27 protein-coding genes are annotated in these 26,866 nt (G+C 64.5%); 13 read left to right on the top strand and 14 right to left on the bottom strand.

All coding sequences use genetic code 11. The features are described from left to right. Positions 1–100 precede the first annotated feature (100 nt). Positions 101–997 (bottom strand): porin, encoded by an 897-nt coding sequence (locus IE126_RS15090; protein WP_189381486.1) that lies wholly within the window; start codon positions 995–997, stop codon positions 101–103. 279 nt (positions 998–1,276) lie between these two features. Here IE126_RS15090 and IE126_RS15085 point away from each other — a divergent pair, with 279 nt between their 5' ends. From IE126_RS15085 to holA, 4 genes are all read left to right on the top strand, one after another. Next, positions 1,277–1,828 carry a DUF3576 domain-containing protein gene (locus IE126_RS15085; protein ID WP_054301386.1) on the top strand — a complete coding sequence of 184 codons (552 nt, stop codon included), beginning with the start codon at positions 1,277–1,279 and terminating at the stop codon, positions 1,826–1,828. Between the two features lie 146 nt (positions 1,829–1,974). Then, a complete protein-coding gene (gene leuS, locus IE126_RS15080) occupies positions 1,975–4,533 on the top strand; it encodes a leucine--tRNA ligase (RefSeq protein ID WP_189381485.1) in 2,559 nt (852 codons plus the stop codon). Further along, the gene (gene lptE / locus IE126_RS15075; protein WP_054301384.1) at positions 4,520–5,005 is read left to right on the top strand and encodes an LPS assembly lipoprotein LptE; all 486 of its coding nucleotides are present in this window, start codon (positions 4,520–4,522) and stop codon (positions 5,003–5,005) included. The genes leuS and lptE overlap by 14 nt, the downstream gene beginning before the upstream one ends. Further along, the gene (gene holA / locus IE126_RS15070) at positions 5,002–6,003 is read left to right on the top strand and encodes a DNA polymerase III subunit delta (protein WP_189381484.1); all 1,002 of its coding nucleotides are present in this window, start codon (positions 5,002–5,004) and stop codon (positions 6,001–6,003) included. Before lptE ends, holA begins: the two co-directional genes overlap by 4 nt. Positions 6,004–6,040: 37 nt before the next feature. Here holA and IE126_RS15065 read toward each other — a convergent pair whose 3' ends face one another. The 11 genes from IE126_RS15065 to IE126_RS15015 all read right to left on the bottom strand — a co-directional run bounded on the left by IE126_RS15065 (position 6,041) and on the right by IE126_RS15015 (position 16,934). Continuing rightward, positions 6,041–7,276: a saccharopine dehydrogenase family protein gene (locus IE126_RS15065; RefSeq protein WP_189381483.1), complete on the bottom strand. Its 1,236-nt coding sequence runs from the start codon at positions 7,274–7,276 to the stop codon at positions 6,041–6,043. Positions 7,277–7,316: 40 nt separating this feature from the next. Then, positions 7,317–8,411 (bottom strand): carboxynorspermidine decarboxylase, encoded by a 1,095-nt coding sequence (locus tag IE126_RS15060; protein ID WP_108128709.1) that lies wholly within the window; start codon positions 8,409–8,411, stop codon positions 7,317–7,319. A gap of 99 nt (positions 8,412–8,510) precedes the next feature. Continuing rightward, the gene (locus tag IE126_RS15055; protein WP_108128708.1) at positions 8,511–9,326 is read right to left on the bottom strand and encodes a phosphatase PAP2 family protein; all 816 of its coding nucleotides are present in this window, start codon (positions 9,324–9,326) and stop codon (positions 8,511–8,513) included. Then, a complete protein-coding gene (locus IE126_RS15050; RefSeq protein WP_189381482.1) occupies positions 9,319–10,764 on the bottom strand; it encodes an ArnT family glycosyltransferase in 1,446 nt (481 codons plus the stop codon). Before IE126_RS15050 ends, IE126_RS15055 begins: the two co-directional genes overlap by 8 nt. After that, on the bottom strand, positions 10,727–11,050 hold the full coding sequence (locus tag IE126_RS15045) for a lipid-A-disaccharide synthase N-terminal domain-containing protein (protein ID WP_054301378.1): 324 nt from the start codon (positions 11,048–11,050) through the stop codon (positions 10,727–10,729). The genes IE126_RS15050 and IE126_RS15045 overlap by 38 nt, the downstream gene beginning before the upstream one ends. After that, positions 11,047–11,832 (bottom strand): glycosyltransferase family 2 protein, encoded by a 786-nt coding sequence (locus IE126_RS15040; RefSeq protein ID WP_189381481.1) that lies wholly within the window; start codon positions 11,830–11,832, stop codon positions 11,047–11,049. Before IE126_RS15040 ends, IE126_RS15045 begins: the two co-directional genes overlap by 4 nt. A gap of 127 nt (positions 11,833–11,959) precedes the next feature. Further along, positions 11,960–13,138, bottom strand: a complete 1,179-nt coding sequence (locus IE126_RS15035) for an acetate/propionate family kinase (RefSeq protein WP_054301377.1) — start codon at positions 13,136–13,138, stop codon at positions 11,960–11,962. Between the two features lie 11 nt (positions 13,139–13,149). Continuing rightward, positions 13,150–13,743, bottom strand: a complete 594-nt coding sequence (locus IE126_RS15030; protein ID WP_189381480.1) for a hypothetical protein — start codon at positions 13,741–13,743, stop codon at positions 13,150–13,152. A gap of 136 nt (positions 13,744–13,879) precedes the next feature. Next, complete coding sequence (locus IE126_RS15025; protein WP_108128703.1) at positions 13,880–14,902, bottom strand: ABC transporter substrate-binding protein; 1,023 nt, start codon at positions 14,900–14,902, stop codon at positions 13,880–13,882. Beyond that, positions 14,872–16,272 carry a sensor histidine kinase gene (locus IE126_RS15020; RefSeq protein ID WP_189381479.1) on the bottom strand — a complete coding sequence of 467 codons (1,401 nt, stop codon included), beginning with the start codon at positions 16,270–16,272 and terminating at the stop codon, positions 14,872–14,874. The genes IE126_RS15025 and IE126_RS15020 overlap by 31 nt, the downstream gene beginning before the upstream one ends. Next, positions 16,269–16,934, bottom strand: a complete 666-nt coding sequence (locus IE126_RS15015; RefSeq protein ID WP_189381478.1) for a response regulator transcription factor — start codon at positions 16,932–16,934, stop codon at positions 16,269–16,271. The genes IE126_RS15020 and IE126_RS15015 overlap by 4 nt, the downstream gene beginning before the upstream one ends. Before the next feature lie 117 nt (positions 16,935–17,051). Between IE126_RS15015 and IE126_RS15010 the strand changes: the two genes are divergently transcribed. The 7 genes from IE126_RS15010 to IE126_RS14980 all read left to right on the top strand — a co-directional run bounded on the left by IE126_RS15010 (position 17,052) and on the right by IE126_RS14980 (position 23,647). Then, positions 17,052–18,017 (top strand): Bug family tripartite tricarboxylate transporter substrate binding protein, encoded by a 966-nt coding sequence (locus IE126_RS15010; RefSeq protein WP_054301373.1) that lies wholly within the window; start codon positions 17,052–17,054, stop codon positions 18,015–18,017. Continuing rightward, the gene (locus IE126_RS15005) at positions 18,017–18,457 is read left to right on the top strand and encodes a tripartite tricarboxylate transporter TctB family protein (protein WP_054301372.1); all 441 of its coding nucleotides are present in this window, start codon (positions 18,017–18,019) and stop codon (positions 18,455–18,457) included. The genes IE126_RS15010 and IE126_RS15005 overlap by 1 nt, the downstream gene beginning before the upstream one ends. A 10-nt stretch (positions 18,458–18,467) precedes the next feature. Continuing rightward, entirely contained in the window at positions 18,468–19,988 is a 1,521-nt protein-coding gene (locus IE126_RS15000; RefSeq protein WP_054301371.1) for a tripartite tricarboxylate transporter permease, read from the top strand. A gap of 3 nt (positions 19,989–19,991) precedes the next feature. After that, on the top strand, positions 19,992–21,350 hold the full coding sequence (locus IE126_RS14995; RefSeq protein WP_189381477.1) for an acyclic terpene utilization AtuA family protein: 1,359 nt from the start codon (positions 19,992–19,994) through the stop codon (positions 21,348–21,350). Further along, a complete protein-coding gene (locus tag IE126_RS14990) occupies positions 21,343–21,645 on the top strand; it encodes a DUF4387 family protein (RefSeq protein WP_054301369.1) in 303 nt (100 codons plus the stop codon). Before IE126_RS14995 ends, IE126_RS14990 begins: the two co-directional genes overlap by 8 nt. A gap of 67 nt (positions 21,646–21,712) precedes the next feature. After that, a complete protein-coding gene (gene mgrA, locus IE126_RS14985) occupies positions 21,713–22,744 on the top strand; it encodes an L-glyceraldehyde 3-phosphate reductase (protein WP_189381476.1) in 1,032 nt (343 codons plus the stop codon). A gap of 60 nt (positions 22,745–22,804) precedes the next feature. Beyond that, complete coding sequence (locus IE126_RS14980) at positions 22,805–23,647, top strand: calcium-binding protein (RefSeq protein ID WP_189381475.1); 843 nt, start codon at positions 22,805–22,807, stop codon at positions 23,645–23,647. 3 nt (positions 23,648–23,650) lie between these two features. Here IE126_RS14980 and IE126_RS14975 read toward each other — a convergent pair whose 3' ends face one another. Together IE126_RS14975 and ubiG are read right to left on the bottom strand one after the other, a co-directional pair. Then, positions 23,651–24,595, bottom strand: a complete 945-nt coding sequence (locus IE126_RS14975) for an Lnb N-terminal periplasmic domain-containing protein (RefSeq protein ID WP_229825539.1) — start codon at positions 24,593–24,595, stop codon at positions 23,651–23,653. Between the two features lie 5 nt (positions 24,596–24,600). Beyond that, a complete protein-coding gene (gene ubiG, locus IE126_RS14970; protein WP_189381474.1) occupies positions 24,601–25,335 on the bottom strand; it encodes a bifunctional 2-polyprenyl-6-hydroxyphenol methylase/3-demethylubiquinol 3-O-methyltransferase UbiG in 735 nt (244 codons plus the stop codon). A gap of 50 nt (positions 25,336–25,385) precedes the next feature. Here ubiG and pip point away from each other — a divergent pair, with 50 nt between their 5' ends. Both pip and tspO read left to right on the top strand, forming a co-directional pair. Continuing rightward, positions 25,386–26,369 carry a prolyl aminopeptidase gene (gene pip / locus IE126_RS14965; RefSeq protein WP_189381473.1) on the top strand — a complete coding sequence of 328 codons (984 nt, stop codon included), beginning with the start codon at positions 25,386–25,388 and terminating at the stop codon, positions 26,367–26,369. Further along, entirely contained in the window at positions 26,370–26,855 is a 486-nt protein-coding gene (tspO, locus tag IE126_RS14960) for a tryptophan-rich sensory protein TspO (RefSeq protein ID WP_189381472.1), read from the top strand. Positions 26,856–26,866: the final 11 nt, after the last annotated feature.

Here is a 26,866-nt window from a genome sequence, read left to right as displayed (position 1 = left end):
GCCACAGCAGGGGGGAAAAGAAAAGGCCCCGGCAAGACCGGAGCCAAAAAGGAAAAGGGCGGGGTTTACCCCGCCCTTTCCTAACTGACTGATCGTGGGATCAGAAGTCGAAGCGAACGCCGACGTCAGCCCAGGTCTCGCCAGCGTAACCCGACTGGATCGAGCCCGACAGACGAGCGCCGCCGAGGTCGTAGTCAGCGCCGAGGCCGTAAGCGGTGTCAGCACCGGCGACGTCCAGGTCAGCAACGTAGGCGCGCAGGGTGGTGGCGCCCATGGTGTAGTTGCCGTACAGGGTCACAACGCGGCCACCGGCCGAGTCTTCGTCGATGTAGTTCAGGCCAACGGTGGCAGCGTCATTGATGGTGTACGCAGCACCCAGGAAGAAGCCGTCGTTGTTGGCAAGGCCAGCGCCGTCCTGGTAGGCGGCGAGCGACACGGCGAACGGACCCGAAGCGTAGTCGAACGACACCGAGAGCTCTTCGGTCGAGCCCGAAACGGTCTGGTCCGGGTTCACGTACGAGATACGACCGGTGAAGTCACCCATCGAGTACGAAGCGAACACGCCGGTGTAGTTGGCCGGGGTAGCGCCCGAAGCGTAGGCGAAGAACGCGCCTTGCGGGTCGCCGTACGACGAGTCCACGAAGCCCATTTCGGCGTTGTAGATCAGGCCAGCCGAGTCAAACGCGGTGTTGACGTTGCCGACTTCAACGCGGAAGCCTTCGAACGAAGCGTAGAGCATCGCAGCGTTGGCGGTCGCATCGGTCGCGCCGTTGGTGTGCTGGATGCGGATACGGCCACCGAAGGTCACGCCCGAGTCGGTCTCGGTTTTGCCGTCGATGTTGAAACGCAGACGGGTCGTCACTTGGGTCTCGACAGCGCGGGTGTCGAGGTAGGTCAGACCGAAGCGGCCGTAGCCCGACAGGGTCACGCCGGTTTCAGCCGAAGCCACGGTGGCGGTCGAAGCCAGCAGCGTGGTGGCGAGAAGGATCTTTTTCATCGTTTTCCCTCGTTGACTCAAAGGTGCGGCCCAACTCAGGGGAATCCGAATTGGGTATGGCTTCTATTTCTGCCGTTGGGCCTCGAATTGCAATCGGCTGTGGCGGCCCGTCGGGAAACACGGCGGTGTATGGTGCACCAATGTCACAGTCCTGCCACGGGAAGGGCAAGATGCCCTCGCGCGAACGCGCGAGCCCGCACGAGAAAGCCGAAGGCGGGAAAAGCCTTGTCCGGTCCGGGGCGCTCGGCTAGACAGCCTTTATATCGACGGGAGTAGCGAATGTCCTTGCCCAGCCTTGCGCGTCTTACGCTGTCCGGCAGTCTGGTCCTTGCCCTTGCGGCCTGTGGCGGGATCGGCAGCGGCGGTTCCGGCCTGTTCAGTGGCAAGGCCAGGTCGGTGGATCATTCGCAGACCGAAGCTGTGGTGCCCAAGGCAAAGCAGCGCAGCACCGTGGCAACCCGTGAGATTTCGGACGAGACCCGTCAGCGGAAGATCTGGGATCTGTTCGGCGGCGGTGCCGATCCGAATACCACGGTCGAGGTGAACCGTTATCTGTGGCAGGCCTCGCTGGATGTGCTGAATTTCCTGCCCATCGAATCGGTCGACCCCTTCACCGGCGTCATCGTGACCGGCTATGGCACGCCGCCCGGCGGCGGTCGCGCCTATCGTGCGACGATCTATATCAGCGACCCTGCGCTGGATGCGCGTTCGCTGCGCGTCTCGTTGCAGGGGCGCGGTGGTGCCGCCGTCTCGCCGCAGACCCAGCGTGCGGTCGAGGATGCGATCCTGACCCGCGCACGGGAAATCCGCGTTCGCGACAGCCGTCTATGACGCCGCAGGGTGGGGGCGCTGCCCCCGCCGCGCCTTTGGCGCGACTCCCCCGGGATATTTGAACCAAGCTGAAAGCTGCGCGGGCTGGACTGTTCCGGCCCGGTCGGTTTAATTCGCGCGCGTCGAACCGATGAGATGAGGCCAGCATGTCGCGCTATGAACCGAGCCAGATCGAGCCGAAATGGCAGGAAACCTGGGATAAGACCGGGGTGTTCACCGCCCGGCGCGATGCGGCCAAGCCGAAATATTATGTGCTTGAGATGTTTCCCTATCCTTCGGGGCGCATCCACATGGGCCATGTACGCAACTACACGATGGGCGATGTGGTGGCGCGCTACAAATCTTCCTGCGGGTTTTCGGTGCTGCATCCGATGGGCTGGGATGCCTTCGGGATGCCCGCCGAGAACGCGGCGATGGAGCGTGGCGGCCATCCCAAGGACTGGACCTACGGCAATATCGCCGACATGCGCGGTCAGATGAAGCCCTTGGGCCTGTCGATCGACTGGAGCCGCGAATTCGCCACCTGCGACCCGGAATATTACGGCCAGCAGCAGGCCATGTTCATCGACATGATGAAAAAGGGTCTGGTCTATCGCAAGGCGGCGGTGGTGAACTGGGATCCGGTCGATATGACCGTGCTGGCCAACGAGCAGGTGATCGACGGCAAGGGCTGGCGCTCGGGCGCCGTGGTGGAACGGCGCGAGCTGACCCAGTGGTTCTTCAAGATCTCCGACATGGCGGGCGATCTGCTGGATTCGCTTGATGGTCTGAAGGACTGGCCCGAGAAGGTGCGGCTGATGCAGGCCAACTGGATCGGCAAGTCGCGCGGGCTGCAATTCGGCTTTGAAACCGTGGCGGCGCCGGCGGGCTTTGACCGGCTGGAGGTCTATACCACCCGCCCCGACACGCTGATGGGCGCCTCTTTCGCCGGGATCAGCCCGGATCACCCGCTGGCGAAGGAACTGGAAAAGACCAATCCGCAGATCGCGGCCTTTGTCGCCGAATGCCGCCGCATCGGCACCAGCGAGGAAGCCCTGCAAACCGCCGAGAAGCTGGGCATGGATACCGGCATCCGGGTGAAGCATCCGCTGGACCCGAACTGGGAACTGCCGGTCTGGATCGCGAATTTCATCCTGATGGATTACGGCACCGGCGCGATTTTCGGCTGCCCGGCGCATGACCAGCGCGATTTCGAATTCGCCACCAAATACGGGCTGCCGATAAGGGCGGTCTATGTGGCGGAAGGGGCGGAGGACGCGCCGCTGACCGAAGCCTTTGTGCCGATGAAATCCGAGCGGGTGCAATATGTTCGCGGTATCGCGGGCAACAAGCCGATGACCGGCGACGAGGGTGTGGCCGAGGCCATCGCGCTGGCCGAGGCCAAGGGCTTTGGCCAGGGCGTCACCAAGTTCCGTCTGCGCGACTGGGGCGTGTCGCGGCAACGCTATTGGGGCTGCCCGATTCCGGTCGTGCATTGCGCGACCTGTGGTGTGGTGCCCGAGAAGAAGGAAAACCTGCCGGTCGAGTTGCCTTATGACGTGAGCTTCGACAAGCCCGGCAACCCGCTCGACCGCCACCCGACCTGGGCCGCGACCGCCTGCCCGAAATGCGGGGCAGCGGCCCGGCGCGAGACAGATACGATGGATACTTTCGTCGATTCGTCATGGTATTACGCCCGCTTCACCGCACCGCGCGCCACCACGCCGACCGTGGCCGAGGATGCCGATTACTGGATGAACGTCGATCAATATATCGGCGGCATCGAGCACGCGATCCTTCACCTGCTTTACAGCCGCTTCTTCGCCCGTGCGATGAACGAGACCGGCCACCTGCCCGCCAAGGCGCGGGAGCCGTTCAATGCGCTGTTCACGCAGGGCATGGTGACGCACGAGATCTACAAAACCACCGATGACAAGGGCCGTCCGGTCTATCACCTGCCGGAGGACATTCTACGCAGCGAAACCGGCGCCACGCTGAAGGACGGGACTGTAGTCGAGGTCATCCCCTCGGCCAAAATGTCGAAATCCAAGAAGAATGTCGTCGATCCGATGAACATCATCGCCTCTTACGGTGCCGATACCGCGCGGTGGTTTGTCATGTCGGACAGCCCGCCGGAGCGTGATGTGGAATGGACGGCCTCGGGCGCGGAGGCGGCCTTCAAGCATCTGACCCGTGTGTGGAACCTGTGTTCCCGCATCGGCGAACTGCATGCGGATCATCAGGGCAAGGACGATGCGGCGCTGCTGAAAGCCACGGCGAAGGCTGTGGATGAGGTGACGAAGGGCATTGACGGCTTTGCCTTCAACAAGGCCATCGCCGGGCTTTACGCTTTTACCAATGTGCTGGCGAAGGCCGATGCCTCGACTCCGGTGATGAAACAGGCGATCCGCACGCTGGCGCAGCTGATGTCGCCGATGACCCCGCATATCGCGGAATCCATCTGGTCATATCAGGGGGGCGAAGGCCTCTGCGCGCAGGCCGCATGGCCCAATGCCGATCCGGCGCTGCTGGTGGATGATACCGTGACGCTGCCGATCCAGATCAACGGCAAGCGGCGGGCGGAAATCAGCGTGCCGAAGGATATGGCGGCGGCAGAGGTTGAAAAGATCGCGCTGGCGAACGAGGATGTGGTTAAGTTCTTGGCCGGTCAGCCGGTGAAGAAGATCATCGTCGTGCCGGGGCGCATCATCAATGTCGTGGTATAAACGCCGCCAGTTCATCACGCTCGCCGGTGCGGCCCTGACGGGCTGCACCTTCACCCCGGCTTATGCGCCGGGCGGACCTGCCGCCGCGCTGCAAGGCGCGATCCGCGTCGATGCGCCGTCCGACAAGAACGGCTTCGATCTGGTCGAGCGGCTGGAGGAACGGCTGGGACGCCCGCAGGGCGACCGCTATCGGCTGTCCTACACCATCCGCACCGAAAGCATCGGTGTCGGCGTTACACCAGAGAACGCGACGACGCGCTATAATTTGCGCGGCACGGTGGACTGGGTGGTGAAAAATGCTGCGGGCACACCGCTGGCCGAAGGCACGGCAGCCAGCTTCACCTCCTGGTCGGCGACCGGATCCACCGTCGCCGGTTTGGCGGCGGAGGAGGATGCGGCCTATCGCCTGATGCGGATTTTGGCTGACCAGATCGTTACGCGGCTTCTGGCGACGGCAGGAAGCTTCCTGTGAAGCTGACCGGCGCGGCGGGGGCGGCCTATTGTGCCAAGCCCGATCCGGCGGCGGCGGGGCTGCTGCTGTACGGGCAGGACGCCATGCGCGTTTCACTGCGGCGGCAGGAGGCGATTGCCGCGCTGATCGGGCCGGAGGGCGAGGCTGAGATGCGGCTTGCGCGCCTCTCGGGCGGTGATGTGCGCAAGGAACCGGCGCTTCTGATGGATGCGATGAAGGCGCAGGGCTTCTTTCCTGGTCCGCGCGTGGTCTTCGTGGAGGAAGCGACCGACACCATCGCCCCTGCGGTGACCGAGGCATTCCGCGACTGGCGTCCCGGTGACGCGCAGATCTTGGTGACCGCGGGCGGGCTGACTGCGAAATCGGCGCTGGTGAAGCTGTTCGAATCGCATCCGACGGCGCGCTGCCTTGGCATCTATGACGACCCCCCCTCACGCGAGGAAATCGAGAGCACGCTGGGCAAAAGCGGCCTGCGCGACATCGCGCCCGAGGCGATGACCGATCTTCTGTCGCTGGCAAAAGAGCTTGATCCAGGTGACTTCCGCCAGACAGTCGAGAAGATCGCGCTGTATAAATGGGGCGACGGCACGCCGCTGACGCCCGCCGATGTGATGGCGATGGCCCCGGCGACGGTGGATGCCGAGGTAGATGATGTGGTGGAGGCTGTGGCCGAAGGGCGGGGCGCTGCCGTGGGGCAGCTGATGCGGCGGCTGGAGGGGCAGGGGGTGCAGCCCGTCACGCTATGCATCTTTGCCATGCGCCATTTCCGCAATCTGCACGCGCTGGCGGTTGATCCGCGCGGCCCGGCCTCGTTCCGGCTGCGCGGTCCGCGCAAGGATCGGGCGATGCGGCAGGCCGAAAGCTGGGGCGCGCGGCGGCTGGAGGATGCGCTGGCGCTGCTGGTGGAAACCGACCTGACGCTGCGGTCCGCCTCGCGCGCGCCTGCCATGGCACTGATGGAACGCGCGCTGATCCGGCTGGCGATGATGCGGCGATAAGCAAAAGGCCCGGCGTTCAGACCGGGCCTTGCGTGTTTCAGAACTCCAGCGGGCGGTCGCCCTGCGCATCCTTGATGCGGCTCGGCAGGCCCATGGTGTTCAGCAGGTTGATGAAGGGTTTGGGGTCCAGTTCCTCGACATTGACCATCGTGCCCACATCCCAGGTGCCATCGGCAATCAGCAGCGCGGCGGTGACCGGCGGCACACCGGCGGTATAGCTGATGCCCTGCGAGCCGACCTCCTCGAACGCCTCTTTATGGTCCGCGACGTTGTAGATGAAGACCTCGGCTTGCTGGCCATCCTTCACGCCCTTCACCACGTCCCCGATGCAGGTCTTGCCGGTATAGTTCGGCGCGAGGCTGGCCGGATCGGGCAGCACAGCCTTCACCACCTTCAGCGGAATGACCTCTTGCCCCTCGGCGGTTTTCACCGGCTGTTCCGACAGCAGGCCAAGGTTCTTCAGCACGGTGAAGACGTTGATGTAATGGTCGCCAAAGCCCATCCAGAACCGCACATCGGCATCCTTGTAGCGCGCCGACAGCGAATGCACCTCGTCATGGCCGGTCAGATAGGCTTTCTGTTCGCCCACAACCGGCAGATCCCAGGTCTGGCCGACCTCGAACATCTTGTTCGTTTGCCAGCCGCCATTCTGCCACGAATAGACCGTGCCGGTGAATTCGCGGAAGTTGATCTCGGGGTCGAAATTGGTGGCAAACCATTTGCCATGCGACCCGGCATTGATGTCCACGATGTCGATGGAGGTGATCTTGTCCAGCATCCCCTCAGCCACGCGGGCATAGGCGTTCACCACGCCGGGGTCAAAGCCGATGCCAAGGATCGCGGTCACACCGGCCGCCTTGCAGCGGTCGCGGCGTTGCCATTCGTAGTTGCCATACCACGGCGGCGTTTCGCAGATCTTTTCCGGGTCTTCGTGGATCGCGGTGTCCAGATAGGCGGCGCCGGTCTCGATGCAGGCTTCCAGCACTGTCATGTTCACGAAGGCCGAACCCACGTTGATCACGATCTGCGCGCCGGTCTCGCGGATCAGCGCGGCGACGGCGGCACTGTCCATCGCATCGACCGCATGGGCCGCGAAAGTGCCCGGCACCTTCATCGCGTTCTTTTCATGGACGCTGGCGATGATCGCCTCGCATTTCGCCCGCATACGGCTGGCGATATTGAGATCGCCCAGCCGGTCATTGTGTTGCGCACATTTATGCGCCACGACCTGAGCCACGCCACCGGCGCCGATGATCAACACGTTCCGTTTCACTTCGAACCGTCTCCTTTAAGGACAGAGGGAAGGGAGAGTCTCAGCCCAGGCTGCTCTCGTAGTCGGCATAGCCGAATTCTCGTTTCAGGCTCAGCGAGCCATCCAGTTCGCGCACGACGATGCTGGGCATCTTCACGCCGTTGAACCAGTTCTTCTTCACCATAGTATAGCCTGCGGCATCGGCAATCGACAGCCGGTCACCCACCGACAGAGGTGTGGGGAAGTTGAACTCGCCGAAAATATCGCCCGCAAGGCAGGATTTGCCGCAGATCATCCAGGGATGATCGCCCGCGACCTCCATCTTCGCCGACTGGCGATAGATCAGCAGGTCGAGCATATGCGCCTCGACCGAGGAATCCACGATGGCCAGATCCTTGCCGTTGTTCAGCGTGTCGATCACCGTCACCTCAAGGCTGGCGGAATTGGTGATCGCGGCCTCGCCGGGTTCCAGATAGACCTGCACACCGAACCGATCCTGAAAGGCGCGGAGCCGGGCGGCGAGCTTGTCCACCGGATAGCCCTCGCCGGTGAAGTGGATGCCGCCGCCGAGGCTGACCCATTTCAGGCGTTTCAGCAGGTCGCCGAACTCATCCTCGATGCGGGCAAGCTGCGTGTCGAACAGGTCGAAATCCGCATTCTCGCAGTTGTAATGGATCATGAAGCCCGAGATGCGGTCCATCACGGTTTCGATCTTCTTCTGGTCCCATTCGCCCAGACGGCTGAAGGGGCGGGCCGGATCGGCAAGATCAAAGCCCGAAGTGCTGAACCGCGGGTTCAGCCGCAGCCCGCGTTCGATCTGTGCCGACTGATTGTCGAAGCGTTCAAGCTGACCGATGGAGTTGAAGATGATCTTGTCGGCATAGCCTACCGCCTCGGCGATCTCGTGGTCGGACCAGCCAACGGAATAGGCGTGGGTTTCCTTGCCGAACCTCTCGCGCCCCAGCCGCAGTTCGTAAAGGCTGGAGGAGGTCGTGCCGTCCATATGCTCTCGCATCTGGTCGAACACCGGCCAGGTTGCGAAACATTTCAGCGCAAGCAGGGCTTTGGCGCCGGACTGCGCGCGCAGCCGGTCGATGATTTCCATGTTGCGCGAAAGCTTCACCCGATCAATCAGGTAGTAAGGCGTCTGGATCATCAAGAATCCCCCCCGGGGCCAAAAGGGACAAGAGCGGTCCACATAGGGCCTAACCCCCCTGGGTGCAAGTCGTGTGACACTTTCTTGCGGTTCCGCGCATCAGCGCCTTTCAGCCGTCACCAGTGGCAAAAGGCGGCGCATCTGCGCGGCAAGGCGCTGAAACCGGCGTTGCAGATGTCCGGAAAGTGCCAGCCCATCACTGTGGATCGCCTGCCATGTCATCTGTTGCCGCGCGGTGCCAAGGTTGAACAGCCGGTAGCCGCCCATCACCACGAAGGCCGAAATGGCGACCGAGGCCAGCGCGTCCGAGGTGAAATGCCGCCCCATGCCAACGCGCAGCAGCAGGCTTGCCCCGATCAGCGCGGCAGCAGCGGCGACGGCCAGCCACCGGCGCGGTTTCGGCAGATGCGGCCATGTCAGGGCCAGCAGGGCAAAGGCGAAAGTCGCCGTCATCGCGACCTCACCGGAGGAGAAGGAACAGTTCTGGCTGCACTGGTCGCTGATTTGCAGGACGGGAGTGAACTGTCGCGTCCCGCCGAACTCTATGATGTCAGCGGGACGGGCACGTCCCGCATAGGCTTTCAGGATGCCGTTCACGATCAGGCCGGGGCCGATGACGAACACGGTCGCAAGGAAATGCCAGCCGGCCAGCCCGGATCGCGGTGTGAAGCCGAGCGTGCGTGCCAGCACTGGCAGAGCCACCGCCAGAAGGGCAAAAGCGGTCAACCCCCAGCGCAGGCTGTCGTTGAGTGTGGTGATGGCGGGGTTTCCGCGCAGGGCGAAAACGCCTTGCGGATCAAGAAACCGGCTTGAAAGGGCGATATCCAGTGCCGGTTCGGCGCTGAACAGGCAGAGCACAACCAGCGTTGCAATCAGCGCGGCATGATGCAGGCGGGCGAGGGTGGGGTCAGTCATCCTTGGCCTCCGTCAGGCATTCGGGGGTGGTCAGGACCAGCGACATCTGTCGCCCCTCGGCAAAGCCTGGCCCGGCGATCCAGTGGCCAGACGGGCCGGTGGCGCAGGCGGGTGGCTCCGCCCCTTGCATCAACAGCACAACCAGTGTGCCCGGAGCAGCAGTCAGCGGCAGCGCCAGGTCCCAGTGGTGTCGGGGTGGTCCGTCATGCGGGGTGGCGGCGATTTCCAGCCCGGAGCCATGGCTTTGCCAGCTCAGATCAGCCAGAAGGCCACGATCTGAGGCCACGATCACGGCGGCGCCATTGCGCGTTGCGAAATCCATTGCGCGCCGGCTGACCTCGGCCCGGCCCAGATAGCGCGACAGGATCAGCGGCCCGTCCCCGATCCGCCAGCTGGTGCCGAAAGTGGCGATGAGCGGCAGGGCAATCGCCACCGCCGCACCCAGTGCCAGCGAGGCAAAGGCCAGCGCCCGGTGCCGCGCCAGCCAGTGCGCGGCGATGATGCTGCCCGTGACCGTAAAGCCCACGCCCCAGTTTGCAAGCGCCCGGCTGGTCAGCGCCTGAAGCGTGACGATGCCAAGGATCACCAGCGCCACCGTCACGGCGCCGCGCAGGGGCGGGCGGGGGGCGCGCAGACCCAGCAGGAAGGCCGGAAAGGCCAGCGGCCCCATCACCGCGAGTTGTTCGGCCAAAAAGCGGACAGCACCAGACAGATGCAGGCCAAAACCCTGCGCCGCGCCATCTTCGGCCAGATGATGCAGGGTCACAAAACCGTGGCTGGCGATCCAAAGCAGATTCGGCAGCGCCAGCAACAGGGCAACCGCCCCGGCTATTGTCGCATCGCGGCGGGTGATCCGCCATGCCGGGGATACCAGCGCGGCCATAGCCATCCCGGCCATGGCAAACAGCATCGCATGTTTCGACAGGAACCCCAGCCCCAGCGCCAGCCCCAGCAACACCGCATCGCCGGTCGAAGCGCGCGCGGCCAGCCGGTGCTGCATCAGCAGCGCCGCCGCGATGGCACACAGCAGCGGTGTGTCGGTCGTCATCATCATCGCGCCCAGCGTGGCTGCGGGCATGGTCGCATAGGTCAGTCCGGCCAGTGCCGCCACGCGCGCATTGGTCAGCCGCGCTGCAAGCGCCATGACCAGCATCGCCGTCACCCCATGCAGCACAGGCGCCGCAAGACGCACCCCGAAGGGCGTGTTGCCCGCAACTTCGGTCGTGGCACGGATCAGCCAGCCGATCAGCGGTGGTTTGGAATAGGCGCCGAAGGACAGCGACTGCCCCCATAGCCAGTATTGCGATTCATCCGTCCAAAGTTCGGTCCGCATCGCGGCCAGCATGCCCAGCCGCCATAGTGTCAGCGCGGCAATGGCCAGCAACGCCGCCTGCAGGCAGTCAGGCGCGGCTTTGGGCAGGCTGGTGCTTTTCAGCATGGATAAGCCAAAGATTGCGGGAATAGATGACAAGCCCCGTCGCCTGCCCGAACACGAACACGGGGTCGCGCCGCCACAGCGCATAGCTCAGCAGCACCACACCCCCGGCCATCGAGAAATACCAGAAGGCCACCGGGATGACCGACCGGCGCGTGCGTTCCGACACGATCCATTGCACCAGAAAGCGCATGGTGAACATCAACTGCCCGCCAAGGCCGATCATCACCCAGGTGAACTCGGTCCAGTCGGTGACGTGCAGGGCGGCCCAGACCGCCTCGCGGCTCATGCCCCGGCCCCGGCGGCGATTTCGTGCGGGGTTTCCCGTTTGCGGCGGCGGATCAGCCAGGCAACGCCCGCCAGATCGGTGATCCCGACCAGCGCCCGCCCGAGATTGGTGTATTTCGACCGCCCGGCCAGACGCGGTGCATGGGTCACATCGACATGTGCGATCTTCCAGCCATCGCGCAGGAACAGCGCGGGCAGAAAGCGGTGCTGGTGGTTGAAATAGGGCAGTGCCAGATAGGCGGCGCGGTCAAACGCCTTCAGCCCGCAGCCGGTGTCGCGCGTCCTGTCGCCCAGCAGCCAGCCGCGCAACCCGTTGGCAAAGCGCGATGCCAGCCGACGGCCCGGCGTATCGCGGCGCCCGATGCGCTGACCGGCAACCAGCGCCAGCGCCGGGTCGCGGCGCGGGTCCATCAGGGGCGCGATCAGCGCCGGAAGGTTGACCGGCGGGTTCTGCCCGTCCCCGTCCAGCGTCGCCACGATACGGCCGCGCGCCGCCCGCGCGCCAGAATGGATCGCCGCCGATTGCCCTGCCGCCCGGTCATGCCCCAGCACGCGGATGCGCGGCTCGTGCCGGGCCAGCCGCAACAGTTCGGCCCGTGTTTCATCTTGCGAGCCGTCATCGACAAGGATCAGTTCGAACGCCTGCCCGGTGAGGATTTCCAGAATCTGCGCGGTAAGTGGCGCGATGCTGGCCGCCTCGTCATGCAGCGGCACCACGACCGAGATGACCGGCACGATCTCTTCAATCTGCCGGGCACGACGGACGGGATGGACGGCATTCATGGCATGTACCCTCCGGCAGGCGCCGCAGGCTGGTGCGGCGCGGAAATCCTGCGCCGCAGCTAACACCCGCGTTGTAAGGGTGCGGTGACTGCCAGATGACGAATTGGTGTCGGCTGCCGAAGCGGCGCTAGGACGCCGAAATCCCCACGGCAGCGCGGGCGGCACGGGCGATCACCAGTTCCTCATGCGTGTTGATGATCATGACCGTGGTGCGCGAAAACTCGGATGACAGGACCGTGGCGCTTTCTGCGTTCCTGCCATGGTCGATCTCGACCCCCATCCAGCCCAGACGCTCGCAGATCCGGCGGCGGACGCTGCGCGAGTTTTCCCCGATGCCGCCGCAGAAGACCAGTGCGTCGATTCCCCCCATGACGGCGGCCATGGCGCCCAGTTCGCGCTGTACGCGGAATACGAAGTAGTCGATGGCGCGATGGGCTTCGGGGCTGTCGGCGGCTTCAAGCGTACGCATGTCGTTCGACAGCCCGCCCGACAGGCCCAGAAGACCGGATTCGTTGTACAGGATCTGGCGGATCTGAGCGGTATTCAACCCTTCGCGATCCAGCATGTACAGCAGGACGCCGGGGTCGATCTGGCCGCAGCGGGTGCCCATCGGCAATCCGTCCAGCGCGGAAAACCCCATCGAGGAGGCAACAGAGCGCCCGCGATGGATGGCGCACATCGAGGCCCCATTGCCCAGATGCGCGACAACCACGCGCCCCTCCATCAGATGCGGCGCGAGACGGCGCAATTCTCCGGTGACATATTCATAGCTGAGGCCGTGAAAGCCGTAGCGCCGCACGCCCGCCTCGTAATAACGGTGCGGAATGGCGAAAGTGTCGTTCACGAAGGGCTGGCCACGATGGAAGGCCGTGTCGAAACAGGCGATCTGCGGCACATCGGGGAAGGCAGCCATGGCGGCGCGGATACCCGCGATGTTGTGGGGCTGATGCAGCGGGGCGAATGGCTCCAGCATCCGCAGCTTTGCCAGCACGGCATCGGTCACGACAACCGGCTGGACGTAATCCAGCCCGCCATGCACGACCCGGTGGCCCACGGCGGCCATGCGCAGGCCGGGGAAGTGCTGTTTCACCGTGCCGATCACCATGGACAGCGCGCCTTCATGGCTGGACAGATCACCGGGCGGCAATGTCAGTTCCGCGCCGGTGGCATCCTTCAGAACCATACGGCCTTCCGGCCCGATCCGCTCGGCCTGGCCGGTCAGCAGGGCCGTGTCTCCCTCTGCCGGAAACAGGGCCACCTTCAGCGAGGAAGACCCGGCGTTAAGTGCCAGAAAGCCGGTGGTCATGTCATTGCCCTTTATTGCGTCAGGATTTCATAAACCTCTCCGCGCCCGTCGACCGGCGCTAAGATGATGTAATACCGATCCGGCCCGCCCCGGTACATCAGGCCCAGACTGTCTGTTCCGGCTTCGGGGGCGCCAGTGTAGCCGCGCGGGGCCTCGCCGTTAAAATAGCTGCCACCCCGGAAGGCAAAGTTCGTTCCGGTCGCGCCGGGCAGAACCAGCCCCAGCCGGCGCTGGGAGCCTGCATCTTTCTGAAACACCAGCCCGGCCGGACCCTCCTGCCGGAAGCTGCATGGAAAGAGCGGATACCCAAGCGCGATATCGGCGGTGACCTGAAGGCTGCGCACACTGCAGGGGGTATTGGCAAGGCTCAGCCGGTCGGGCATCGGCAGGCGATCCCCGTCGATCACCGCCAGAAAATCGGCCACGGCGGCGGTGTCCTGACCGTCGGCGTGCGGGGCCAGCCGCGCGCGCAGATCGGCCTCCGCCCCCTCGAGTGTCGTGATCTGTTCGGGTGTCAGCAGGGCATCGGTGGTTTGTGCAATCAGCGGCTGGGCCGACAGAAGCAAGGCAAGACAGGCTGCACTCCGGCGGCAAAGACGGTTCATGGCAAAAGCTCCGATCCGAGACATGCACCCGGCGCGGTCAGGCTGCTTCGGTGACGTGACGGCGCGATGAACGCCCGCCGGACCGCCAAACTGTTTCAAACCGCTCCGGACAAGGCAAGCATCATCCGGCGGGCTTTCACGGCTGCTTCACTGCTGCGGCCCACTCCTCCAGAAAGGCGCGGCGCTTGACGCGGTCCAGATAGACCAGCAGGCCAGGGTCCAGCCGGATCGGGCGCAGGCGCGGGGTCTGCACGAGTGCGGCCTCGTTCACCGGCGGCAGGCCCCCCTGTTGGCCAGAGAGACGGCGGCCTTCGGGTGACAACAGGAAGTCGATGAACATGCCTGCAAGCTCGGGGTTGCGCGCGTCTTTCGGGATCAGCGCGGTGCGCAAAAGCGTCAGAGTGAAATCCTCGAACTCGATCAGCGCCACATCCGGGTCATGCGCGGCGCGGGTGGCGGCGTAGCTGCCCAGCACATTATAAGCCAGCGCCAATGTGCCGGTTTCCAGATCGTCCAGCATGGGCTTGGTGCTGGCGTAAAGCCGGGGGCGGTTGGCACCCATCACCTCGGCCAGTCGCCAGAAACTGTCGGATTGCCGCGCCTCCTGCGTTGCAAACAGATAGCCCGCGCCGGATTGCAGCGGGTCATAGGTGCCGATCCGGCCCTCGAACCGGCCGGGATGATCGCGCAGGAGGTCGATCAGATCACGGCGGGTGCGGGGCAGGGCCAGCCCTTCCAGCGCCTTGCGCGAGGCGACCAGCACCACCGGCTCCTGCGCGAAGCCGAAGATACGATCCTGCCATTGCGCCCAGTCCGGCAGTTGTGCGGCACTGGCATGCGGCAGGGCGAAGCCGTCATTTGCCAGCTTCATCTGCAGGTCCATCGCGCTGGAAATCGCCAGATCGCAGGCCACGCCCTCATCGGCCACCGCAGTGTAGACACTGGCGCTGCCGGTCACGGTATAGCGGATCGTCACCGACGGATGGCGCGCCTGAAAGGCGGTCAGCAGCGGGGCGAAATATTCAGTGTCGGTGGTGGACAGAATCCACAATTCGGACCCTGCGCCGGTGCCGGGGAAGACGTGTTCCTCCTCCACCGGGAAGGCGGCGGCGCAGAGAGGCGAAAGGATTACTGCAAGGGCACAGAGAATTCGGCGCATACGCCCCCTCCTTCACGTTCCGTCAGGCTGAACCGCCCGTCATGGGCTGCGGCGACTTCGGTCACGATGGTCAGGCCAAGGCCCGAGCCCACCACATCGGCGACATTGCCACCCCGGCGAAAGCGGCCCGAAAGGCTGGCGGGGTCAAGGCCCGACAGGCCGCGCCCGCGATCCTCGACCCGCAGCACCGCGCGGTTGTCCTCAGCCGCCAGCGACAGGCGGACAACGCTGTCCTCGGGCGAATATTTCACCGCATTGTCCAGAATATTGCGCACTGCACTTTCCAGCAGCGCCCGGTCGCCCGTCACCGGCAGGGGCTGCGGTGCGGGTGACAGCCGCAGGTCGACATCCTTCAGCGAGGCGGCGGGTTCGATGGAGGCCACCACCCCCGCGACCAGCGTGCCGAAATCCAGCGCGTCCGAGGTCATCCTGTCGGATCGATAAACGACGATGGCGTGATCCAGCAACTGCGTGGCGGACCGCGCGCTTTCCTCGACCGCGCGGATCACGCCACGCAGAGTCTGGCGCGTCGCCTCGTTATCGGATTGCCGCAGCGCGATTTCCGCCTGTGCCCGGACAGTGGCCAGCGGGGTACGGATGTGATGCGCGGCTTCTGTGATGAAGGTTTCTGTCCGGCCCAGAGCGGCGCGCAGCCGGGCGATGAAGCCGTTCAGCGCACCGACCAGCGGCACCAGTTCGCGCGGGGTGCTGGCATCGACGGCGCGCAGATCCTCCGGCCCGCGCCGGGCCACCGCCTCGGCCAGCCGGTCGATGGGGGCCAGAACCGATCCTGCCGCGATCAGCGACAGCAGAAGTGCCAGGGTGAAGAACCCCAGCCCCAGCCCCGCCGCGCGGTTGGCGATGCGTTCGGCAATCGCGTCCTGCCCCAGCCGGGTCTGGGCGACCAGCACCAGAACGGGCAGGGCCTGCCCTGCAACCACCACCTGACGGGTGACGGCTGCGATGCGCACCTCGGTGTCGCGGAAGGGGCGAGTATAGAACTGCGGGCCGACCTTGCCCGAAGCCTCGGGCGGCAGCGGCAGGTCGTCATAGCCGGTCACTGTCTCGCCGCCCACGTCGATGCGGTAGAACACCCTGTCTTCGGAAATCGAGCCCAGCACCGAGAAGGCATCGTAAGGCAGGTCAATTTCCACCTGTTCGGTGCCCGCGCGTAACTGTTCGGCGATGGCCGTGGTAGCGGCGCCCAGAATGCCATCCTGTGTCGTTTCGGCGGCCTGTCCGGCCACGGTGCGGACCGTGAAATACAGAAACACCGCCAGCATCGCGGCGATGCCCAGAAGCTGTAACAGCAGCCGCTGCCGGAGCGACAGAGGCGCCCTTGGCATGCGCCAGCGTATGCGCCCGGTCATTCGCCGGTCAGCCGGTAGCCGACGCCGCGCAGCGTCTCGATCCGGGCGGCAGAGCCTTCCAGTTTTTTCCGCAGGCGGGCGACATAGACCTCGATCGCGTTCTCTGACACGGCTTCGGAATAGGAAAACAGCCGGTCGCAAAGCTGCGCCTTCGAGAAAATCCGCTCGGGCGCGGACAGCAGGATTTCCAGCAGCCGCAATTCGCGTGACCGCAGTTCCCGTGTTTCGCCCGCGATACTGACCGTGGCGGTCAACGGGTTGAAGGTGACGCCCGCGTAGTCGCGCACCGTCTGCAAGGCGCCACCCCGGCGCCGCAGCACGGCGCGGCAGCGGGCCTCCAGCTCGGCAAAGTCGAAGGGTTTGGTGATGTAGTCGTCAGCGCCAAGGTCCAGCACATCCACCCGGTCCGAAACGGCGGCGCGGGCGGTCATCATGATGATCGGCGTATCCCGGCGGGCGCGGCGCTGGGCCACCAGAAAGTCGCGGCCATCGCCATCGGGCAGGGCGATATCCAGCAGGATCAGATCATAGCTGGCGGCAGCGAGGCAATCCTCGGCGTCGGCGATTCCCGCCGCACGGTCCACCGCATGCCCGTCCAGCGCCAGCCGTGTGGCGACCGAATGGGCCAGATCGTCGTTATCCTCGACAAGAAGAAAGCGCATTGCCGCAGTTTTCATCGCTGGTGACAGGTTCATGTCAGCTTTTCAGCGAATCGTGTTCCCCGCAAGGGCCGGTGGAGGCTGGCCCGGCTTTGAAAAAGATGTCTCGGGAGGACACGCATGAAATCGACCCTGTTCCGCGCGCTGCTGGCCAGTGCTGCCCTTGGCCTTGGCGCCACCTCGGCCTTCGCGACCGAATGCATCGCCCCGGCGGATGCCGGTGGCGGCTGGGACTTCACCTGCCGTCAGATCGGCAAGATCCTTTATGATCTTAAACTGGTCGACCAGCCGGTTCAGGTGACCAATATGGCGGGCGCCGGTGGCGGCCTTGCCTTCAGCCATGTTGTCGCCGAGCGCGGCAAGGACGCCGATCTGATCGTCGCGGCCTCGTCGGCCACCACCACCCGTCTGGCGCAGAATGCCTATGGTGGCGCGACCGCCGATCAGGTGCGTTTCGTCGGTGCCATCGGTGGCGACCCCGGTGTGATCGTGGTTGCCAAAGACAGCCCCTATCAGACGCTGACCGATCTGGTCGAGGCGATCAAGGCAGATCCCGGCTCGGTGGCTTTTGCCGGTGGGTCGGCTGCGGGCGGCTTTGACCACCTGAAGCCGCTGATGGTGCTGAAAGCCGCAGGCTTCACCGATGTGGCCAAGGTCAAGTACATCGGCATGGACGGCGGTGCAGAGGCGATCACCCAGACCATCGGCGGCTTCACCCAGGCGATGACCGGCGACATGTCGGAAATCGTGGGCTTCATCAAATCGGGCGACGTGCGTCCGCTGGCCGTGCTGACCTCCGAGCGCGTGCCGGGCTTCGAGGATATTCCGACCGCCAAGGAGCAGGGCCTCAATGTCGAGGTCGTCAACTGGCGCGGCTTGTATGTGCCCAAGGGCATCAGCGACGACGCCTTCAACGCCTGGGCCGAGAAGCTGCAAAAAGTGGCGGACAGTGATGAGTGGAAAGCGGTCATGGCGTCGAACGGCCTCGCCCCCTTCACCAAGGTCGGTGCTGACTTCCAGAGTTGGGTGGATGGCGTCGTTGCCGAAACCACCGAGCTTTCGAAAGAAATCGGGGTGATCCAGTAATGGCCAGCGACCGGATCTTCGGTCTGGTCGTGGCGATCTTGGCGCTCGCGTATCTCGCGGGCGCCTTCCAGATCCAGACCAGCTTTCTGTCGGACCCGGTGGGCCCGCGGGTGTTTCCCATGATGATCGCCGTCGTCGGCCTGCTGTGCGGGCTCGCGATGCTGTGGAAGCCCGATGCCGAACCGGAATGGCCGCCCCTGCCGGTCTGGATGAAGATGGCGCTGACGGTCGTTATCCTGACCCTTTATGCCTACATGCTTGCGCCGCTGGGCTTCCTGATCCCCACCGCGCTGGTCGCGGCCGGTGTCAGCTACATGATCGCGCCGCAGCCCGCGAAGGCGGCGATCACGGGCATCTGCCTGTCGGTCGGCCTGTTCGTGCTGTTCAAATACGCCCTCGGCCTCGGGCTTGTCGCCCTGCCAAGAGCACTGATGGGTTGAGGGGGCATTGATGGATACGATTTCCAACCTCGTCATGGGGTTCGGCGTTGCGCTGACCCCCTTCACGCTGCTGCTGGCCGTGGTCGGCTGTTTCCTTGGCACGATGTTCGGCGCGCTGCCCGGCCTTGGCCCGGCCAATGGCGTGGCGATCCTCATTCCGGTCGCCTTCACCATGGGTCTGGATGCGACACAGTCGCTGGTGCTGCTGACCTCGGTCTACTACGGCACCATGTATGGCGGGCGGATCAGCTCGATCCTGCTGAACATTCCGGGTGACGAACCTGCGATGATGACCACGCTGGACGGCTTCCCGATGGCCCGGCAGGGCCGGGCAGGGGACGCGCTGGTGATTTCGGGTGTCGCCTCTTTTGTCGGTTCTTTCCTTGCGACCATCGGCCTTGTCGTGATGGCGCCGGTGCTGGCCAGCATCGCCTATCTGTTCGGCCCGGCCGAATATTTCGCCCTGTACCTGCTGGCCTTCTGCACGCTGGGCGGCGTCGCCTCGAAGAACCAGGCGAAAGCTGCAGCGGCGGCCTGTCTGGGGCTTGGCATCGCGATGATCGGTCTGGACAATTCGACCGGCCTGCCGCGCTATACCGGCGGCAACATGCACCTGATGGACGGGGTGGATTTCCTTGTCGCAATCGTCGGTCTGTTCGCCATCTCGGAAATCTTCATCTTCATTGAAAGCCATGGCCGCAACAGCGCCATCGGCGTGACTCTCGGCAAGCTGACAATCCCGTGGCAGGATCTGAAAGCCTCCACCGGGACCATGCTGCGTGGCACCGGCATCGGCTTTGTGGCCGGAGTTCTGCCGGGGGCGGGGGCGTCGCTGGGTTCGTTCATGGCCTACATGGCCGAAAAGAGCATCCTCGGTTCGCGGGGCCGCTTTGGCCAGGGCGATCCGCGCGGCGTGGCCGCGCCCGAGGCGGGCAACAATGCCGCGGCCGGTGGTGCGATGGTGCCGATGCTGACGCTGGGTGTGCCGGGTTCGGGCACCACGGCGGTGATGCTGGCGCTGCTTCTGACGCTGAACATCACGCCGGGGCCGACGCTGTTCCGTGATCAGCCCGAAGTGGTCTGGGGTCTGATCGCCAGCCTGTTCATCGCAAATATCGTGTTGCTGGTGATGAACGTGCCGATGGTGAAGCTGTTCGTCCGCGTTCTGATGATCCCGGCCTGGGTCCTGCTGCCCATGGTCACGATGATCAGCTTTGTCGGCATCTATTCTCTGTCGGGCAGCACCTTCGATCTGCTGTTGATGGTGGTCTTTGGTGTGCTGGGCTACTTCCTGCGCAAGCTGGACGTGCCGACGGTGCCGGTGATCCTTGGCATCCTGCTGGGCTCGAACATGGAAGACAGCCTGCGCCGCGCCATGGTGATTTCGGACGGGGACTGGACCTTCCTGTTCTCGACCCCCATCTCCATCGGGTTGTGGATCGCGGCGATCGCCGGCTTCATTGCGCCGCTGTTCCTGCGCACCGTGCTGAAGAAGCCGCCGGTGCCTGCCATGGAAGCAAACGAGGACTGAGGTATGACACGGGTGCTGATCCCCACCGGGGCTTTGGGCCTTGGCTATGACCGCGCGGCTTTGTCGCGCGGTATCGCCAACAGGCCGGATATCATCGCGGTTGACGGGGGGTCCACGGACAGTGGGCCCTCTTACCTTGGGCGTGGTGTGTCCAAATATTCGCGCGCCTCGACCAAGGCGGAGTGGCGCGGGCTGATGCAGGCGCGGGCCGAGGCGGGCGTGCCGCTGGTCATCGGCACGGCGGGCACCTGCGGCGCCGACAGCGCAGTGGACTGGCTGCTGGAAATCACCCGCGAGATCGCAGCCGAAACCGGACAAACCCTGCGCGTCGCGACGCTGAAAAGCGGGCAATCCGCCGCCGCGGTGAAAGCCGCGCTGGCCGAAGGGCGCATCGCGCCGCTGTTCCCGGCGCCCGAAATCTCGGATGCGCTGATCGACGCTTGCAGCAATATCGTGGCGCTGGCGGGGGCTGAGCAGATCGCGGCGGCGCTGGCGACCGGCGCCGATATCGTGATTGCCGGGCGGACCACCGATACGGCCATCATCGCGGCGCTGCCGCTGGTGAACGGCGATCATCCGGGGGGCTGCTGGCACGGCGCCAAGATCGGCGAATGCGGTGCCATCGCCACCACCCAGCCTGCCACTGGCGTCATCCAGATCGACTTTGACGCGACCGGCTTCACTATGGAGCCGATGGCCCTGACCGCCGCCGCCACGCCCTACACGGTGTCGGCGCATATGCTTTACGAAAACTCCGATCCCTTCGTGCTGTATGAGCCGGGCGGGCATCTGGATGTCACCGGCGCCAGCTATACTGCGCTGGATGCGCGGCGCGTGCGCGTCGAAGGCTCGGAATGGATCAGGGGCGCCTATACGGTAAAGCTGGAGGGCGCCCGCGTCGCGGGCTACCAGACCGTCGCGCTGGCCCTGCTGCGGGACCGCCGCTATGTGTGCCATGCCCGCGAATGGGCGGCGGATGTGCAGGCCCGCGTCGCGGCGCAGATCGTGGAGCGGATGGGCCTTTCGCCTGATGACTTCACGCTGGAACTGCGGCTGATCGGCATGGACGCAACCCTTGGCCCGCTGGAAAACCGCACGACCACCCCGGTCGAGGTGGGGGTTCTGGGCATCGTCACCTGCCCGACCGAGGCGCAGGCGGCTGAGGCGGGCAAGATGCTCAACCCCTATCTGCTGCATCACGCGCTGACCGAGGATGAGCCGATGCCGACCTTCGCCTTCCCCTTCTCGCCGGCGGAAATGCAGCGCGGGGCGCTGTATGAATTCTGTCTGAACCATGTAATGCGGCTGGACGATCCGATGTCGGCCTTCCGTCTGGATGTGCACGAGGTGGGCCATGGCTGAACTGGGAACGCTGGTCGAAAAGGTCCGGTCCAAGAATGCCGGGCCGTTCTGGCTGACGGTGGATATTTTCTGCGGCAGTGCCGAGGCTTTCGCCCGCGTCACGACGGGGCTGGATACAACCCGCGTCGCGCATCTGTTCGGGGTTGAACCGCAGGCGATGAAACGCTTCGATATCCCTGATCTGAACGTGGTGAAACTGTCGGTGCCGCGCCCGGTGGTGCAGGGCACCCGTGCCGACCGTGATATGCACGGTGCGGGCTGGGCCGTGCTGGTCGAGGAAATGGAGATCGCCTGATCTTTCCTCCACGATCTTTCACATGCCGGGCGGTAGCGCTATCATCCTGCCGAACACGGAGGATGCCATGACCTATCGCCCGGCGGATGACCGCTATTCCCGCATGATCTATCGCCGTTGCGGCCACTCGGGGCTGAAGCTTCCGGCGGTCAGCCTTGGCCTTTGGCACAACTTCGGCCACGATACCCCGCATCAGGTCAAGCGTGACATCTGCCGCACTGCCTTTGACCTTGGGATTACCCATTTCGATCTGGCCAACAACTATGGCCCGCCTCCCGGCAGCGCCGAAGAGGCATTCGGAGAAATTCTTCGCACCGATTTCGCGGGCTACCGGGACGAGCTGATCATCTCGTCCAAGGCGGGCTATGATATGTGGGCCGGGCCCTATGGCGAATGGGGCAGCCGCAAGTATCTGATTGCCTCGTGTGATCAGTCGCTGAAGCGGATGGGTCTCGATTACGTCGATATCTTCTATTCCCACCGTTTCGACCCGGAAACGCCGCTGGAAGAGACGATGATGGCGCTGGATCACATCGTTCGTTCGGGCCGTGCGCTGTATGTCGGGATTTCCAGCTACAACAGCCAGCGCACCCGCGAGGCGGTGGCGATCCTGAAGGATCTGGGCACGCCGCTGCTGATCCATCAACCCAGTTACAACCTGCTGAACCGCTGGGTGGAACGCGACGGGCTGAAGGACACGCTGGCCGATCTGGGCGTCGGCTCCATCGCCTTCACGCCGCTGGCGCAGGGGATCCTGACCAAGAAATATCTGGGCGGTATCCCGGCGGGCAGCCGCGCCGCGCAGGGCAAGAGCCTTGCGCCCGAAACCATCACGCCGCGCGCGCTGGACAGCGTGCGGGCGCTGGATGCGCTGGCGCAAAAGCGCGGGCAGACGCTGGCGCAGATGGCGATTGCCTGGGTTCTGCGCGACGGTGGTATTACCACTGCGCTGATCGGGGCGTCGAAACCCGAACAGGTGGTCGATTGCGCGGGCGCCATCGGCAACCTGACCTTCACGCCCGAGGAGCTGGCCGAGATCGACCGCATCGCCTCGGACGAGGACATCAACCTCTGGGCGAAGTCGTCCGAGGCCGTGTAACCCGAATTGACGCTGCACGCGGTTCTGGCAGATTGCGTGCAGCGAGTCGTGAGGGGTGACATGGCAACGGTAACGGTGACCGGCGATCTGACCGGGTTGAGTGACAAGCTTCTGTCGGGTTATGGCAGTTCGACGCTGTATCTTGGCTATGGGCGGGCGATTTCGACCCATATCGGCGATTTCTACTATGCGGGCTTGTCGGGCAATGGTGTGGTGATCGAGCAAAGCGGCGATGCGGCCCTGAGCGGCAGTTTCAGCTATGCGGCGCTTACGCATTTTGCCGCTGGATTTACCACTCTGCTGAAAATCGACGGCTTTCGTGTTGATGCGGACAGCGTGTTTCCGCTGCACCATCGCGATGCAGGCGGGGTCTATGTGACCTATGGCCAGTCGGCACTGGTGCGCGCTGTCAACGCGCAAAGCTACGAGGTGACGGGTTCGGCCGGTGACGACACTCTTGCCCCCGGCAGCCTGTTCCTGCTGCGCGGTAATGACCGGCTGGACGGGCTGGGGGGCAATGACACCCTGTCTGGCGCGAATGGTTCCGATACGCTGTTGGGCGGCGCTGGCCGCGATGTACTTTCCGGCGGGCGGGGCGGTGACAGGTTGCAAGGTGGTGCGGGCAATGACGCGCTGTCAGGTGACGACGGTGCCGACCGGCTGGAGGGCGGGGTGGGGCGCGATGTGCTGACCGGCGGGCGCGGGGCCGATCTGTTCGTGTTTGGCGCGCGCAGCGGTGCCGATACGATCACCGACTTTCAGGACGGCATCGACCATCTTTCGGTGCGTGGTGGTTACGATCTGACCCAGAAGGCCGCGGGCGTTCTGGTGGAGCATGGCGATGGCACCGTCTTGCTGAAGGGCCTGACGCTTGACCAGATCGGAGCCGGGGACTTCCTGTAAGCCTTAGCGCCCCGCGCGGATACCAACGGAATAATCCGCCCCTTCGGGCAGGGCCTTCGCGCGGTCCGAAATCACCGCGCGGGCACGGATATCTTCCAGCGTACCCTCGTCGGCCAGAACGCCCATGCGGTAAAGCCAGTCGGGCAGATAGCCTGACAGCAGCAGGCTGCGGTCCAGCGGCAGATCGGGGTTCAGCACGCGCGTCAGTTGCCAGACAACGGTGGTGCAATTGGCAGTGACCGTATTATACCAGCGCGGCTTTTCGTTCAGTGCATTGCCCAGTTCGACATATCGCAGGAACACAGCGCGCAACTGCTCTGGCGTCAGGCGCAGGGGATACAGTCTCACTTCCTCGCCGCGAAAGTTGGTGCGCAGTTTGACCACATCCGCCTCGTCGGCTGCGATCAGTGACAGTTCGAACTGGCGGAAGAAGCCGCCGATGCTGCTGAAGGCCTCGCCTTTCTCGCGACGGATCTCTACCGAGAACACCACATGGCGGCCATCGGCAAAGCCGAAGCTGACCAGGAGATGCGCGATTTTCGGACTGTCCCAGACCGAAGTGATCATGTCGGCCCCGGTCAGTTGCGACAGATCGTAGCTGCGGGTTTCCCAGAGCTCGGTGGCATGGGCGGCATCGGTCCAGCGGAAGGCGCGGACGTTGTGCAGCGTCACCTTGTCCTCCTCGATATCGCCCTGCACGATATGGGCGACATCAGGCGCCCAGTCGCGGTTCTGCTGTGGGCGCAGGCTCAGATACCAGCCACTGATCACCAGCGCGGACAGCGCAAGTGCGCTCCACCCCCAGCCGGGGCCAAGCCTGGCCCAGACCACCCCTGCGACCAGCAGCGCGAAAGCCGCCATCGCGACGAGACGGGCCTGCGGAAACTGCACCCAGAGCGCGGTGCCCGCCCAGGCCGACCCCAGAAGCAGCAGCGCCCAGAACAGCACGGCTTTCACCGCTTCACGCTCGCGGTGACATAGTTCACCGAAAGGTCGCGGGCCGACAGGCTCCAGTTCCAGCTGACGGGGTTGAACACCATACCTTTGCGATCCACCGGGTCGAGACCGGCGCGGCGGATCAGGTCGTAAAGCTCGTCCGGGGTGATGAACTTGGCCCAGTCATGCGTGCCTTTCGGCAGCCAGCGCATCACCCACTCGGCACCGACAATGGCCATGGCAAAGCTCTTGGCGTTGCGGTTCAGCGTGGAACAGATCATCAGCCCGCCGGGTTTCAGCAGGGTCTGACAGGCTGTCAGATAGGCCAGCGGATCGGCCACATGTTCTACCACCTCCATGTTCAGCACCACGTCGAACTGTTCGCCCGCCTCGGCCAGCGCCTCTGCCGTGGTGTTGCGATAGTCGATCGTCAGACCCGACTGTTCGGCATGAAGCTGTGCCACAGGAATATTGCGCGGCGCCGCATCGGCGCCCACCACATCGGCACCGAGTCGCGCCATCGGTTCCGACAGAAGCCCGCCGCCACAGCCGATATCGAGGATCCGCAGCCCCGCGAACGGCTGCGGATGGGTCAGATTGCGGTCGAACTCGGCCGAAATCTGGCTGGTGATGTAATGCAGCCGGCAGGGGTTCATCTGGTGCAGCGGCTTGAATTTTCCTGCCGGGTCCCACCATTCGGCGGCCATCGCCTCGAATTTCGCGACTTCACCGGGGTCGATGGTGGTGGACATGGCATTCTCTCCCGTGGCGGAATGGTTCCGGGCGGTTATATAATACGATCATGGATCACAGATCAGGCCAAAAGCGCGCAGTCGAGTATCTTTATCCGCCGGTCGAGCCTTTCGACCAGCGCCAGATCGACATGGGCGACGGGCATCGCATCTATGTGGAACAATGCGGCCGCCCGGATGGGGTGCCGGTTCTGGTGCTGCACGGCGGGCCGGGCGGCGGGTGCAGCCCGGCGATGCGGCGCTATTTCGACCCCGAGGTTTACCGGGTGATCCTGTTTGACCAGCGCGGATGTGGCCGCTCGCGCCCGACGGCGGCGGTGGCGGCGAACAGCACCTGGCATCTGGTGTCAGACATCGAGACAATCCGCGAATTGCTGGGGATCGACCGTTTCGTGCTGTTCGGCGGCAGCTGGGGGGCGACGCTGGCGCTGATCTATGCGATCACCCACCCGGACCGTGTGCGCCACCTGGTGCTGCGCGGTGTGTTTCTGGGCACGCGGTCGGAACTGGACTGGTTCTATGGCGGCGGGGCGGGGGCGTTCTTCCCCGATCTCTGGGCGCGGTTTGTCGAACCGATCCCCGAGGCAGAGCGGGGGGATATGATTGGCGCTTACCACCGTCGCCTGTTTTCCGGCAACCTGCTGGAAGAGATGCGCTTTGCCCGTATCTGGGCACAGTGGGAAAACGCGCTCGCCTCGGTCAGCACCGAGGGGGCCTGGCACGAAAGCCCGTCAGACTACGCCCGTGCCTTCGCGCGGCTGGAGAATCATTATTTCGTCAATGGCTGTTTTCTGGAAAGCGATGGCTGGATCCTGCAGAACCGGGGCCGGATCGAGCAGATCGGTGCCACCATCGTGCAGGGCCGCTATGACATGATCTGTCCGCCCGCCGCCGCATGGCGTCTTGCGCAGGGCTGGCGGCGCTGTCATTTGCGCATGGTGGGCATGGCCGGGCACGCTCTTTCGGAACCGGGGATCTCTGCCGGGCTTGTATCCGTGATGAACGGGCTTCGGCCGCTGATGAAAGATCTGTAGATGGATGGCACACTTCCCTTTGACTGGGGGCTTTTCGCGTTGTTCCTGGGGGCGAGCCTGGCTGCCGGGCTGACCGGCTGGATGTTCAAGCCGGGGGACTGGTATGAAGGGCTGGTGAAACCCGACTGGCGACCGAAGAACTGGATGTTTCCAGTCGCCTGGACCACGATCTACGTCCTGTCCAGCCTTGCGGCCACGCGGGTTGCGGGGCAACCCGGCAACGCTTTTGCCATGGGCTTCTGGGCCTTGCAGATCGCGCTGAATACGCTGTGGACGCCGACCTTCTTCGGCGCGCGCCGCATGGGCATGTCGGTGCTGGTGATGCTGGCGCTGTGTTTTGCCGTGCTGGGGATGCTGTGGACCTTCTGGGGTCTTGATGGCCTGGCCTTCGTTCTGATCCTGCCCTATGCCGCGTGGCTCTGTCTGGCGGCGCCGTTGAACTGGCGCGTCTGGCGTGACAATCTGGCGGGCGGTGCGGGCGTCTGACCGCCCGCACG

This window comes from Gemmobacter nanjingensis (genome assembly GCF_014652195.1).
Lineage (GTDB): Bacteria > Pseudomonadota > Alphaproteobacteria > Rhodobacterales > Rhodobacteraceae > Gemmobacter > Gemmobacter caeni.
This window is presented reverse-complemented; position numbering and strand designations above follow the sequence as displayed.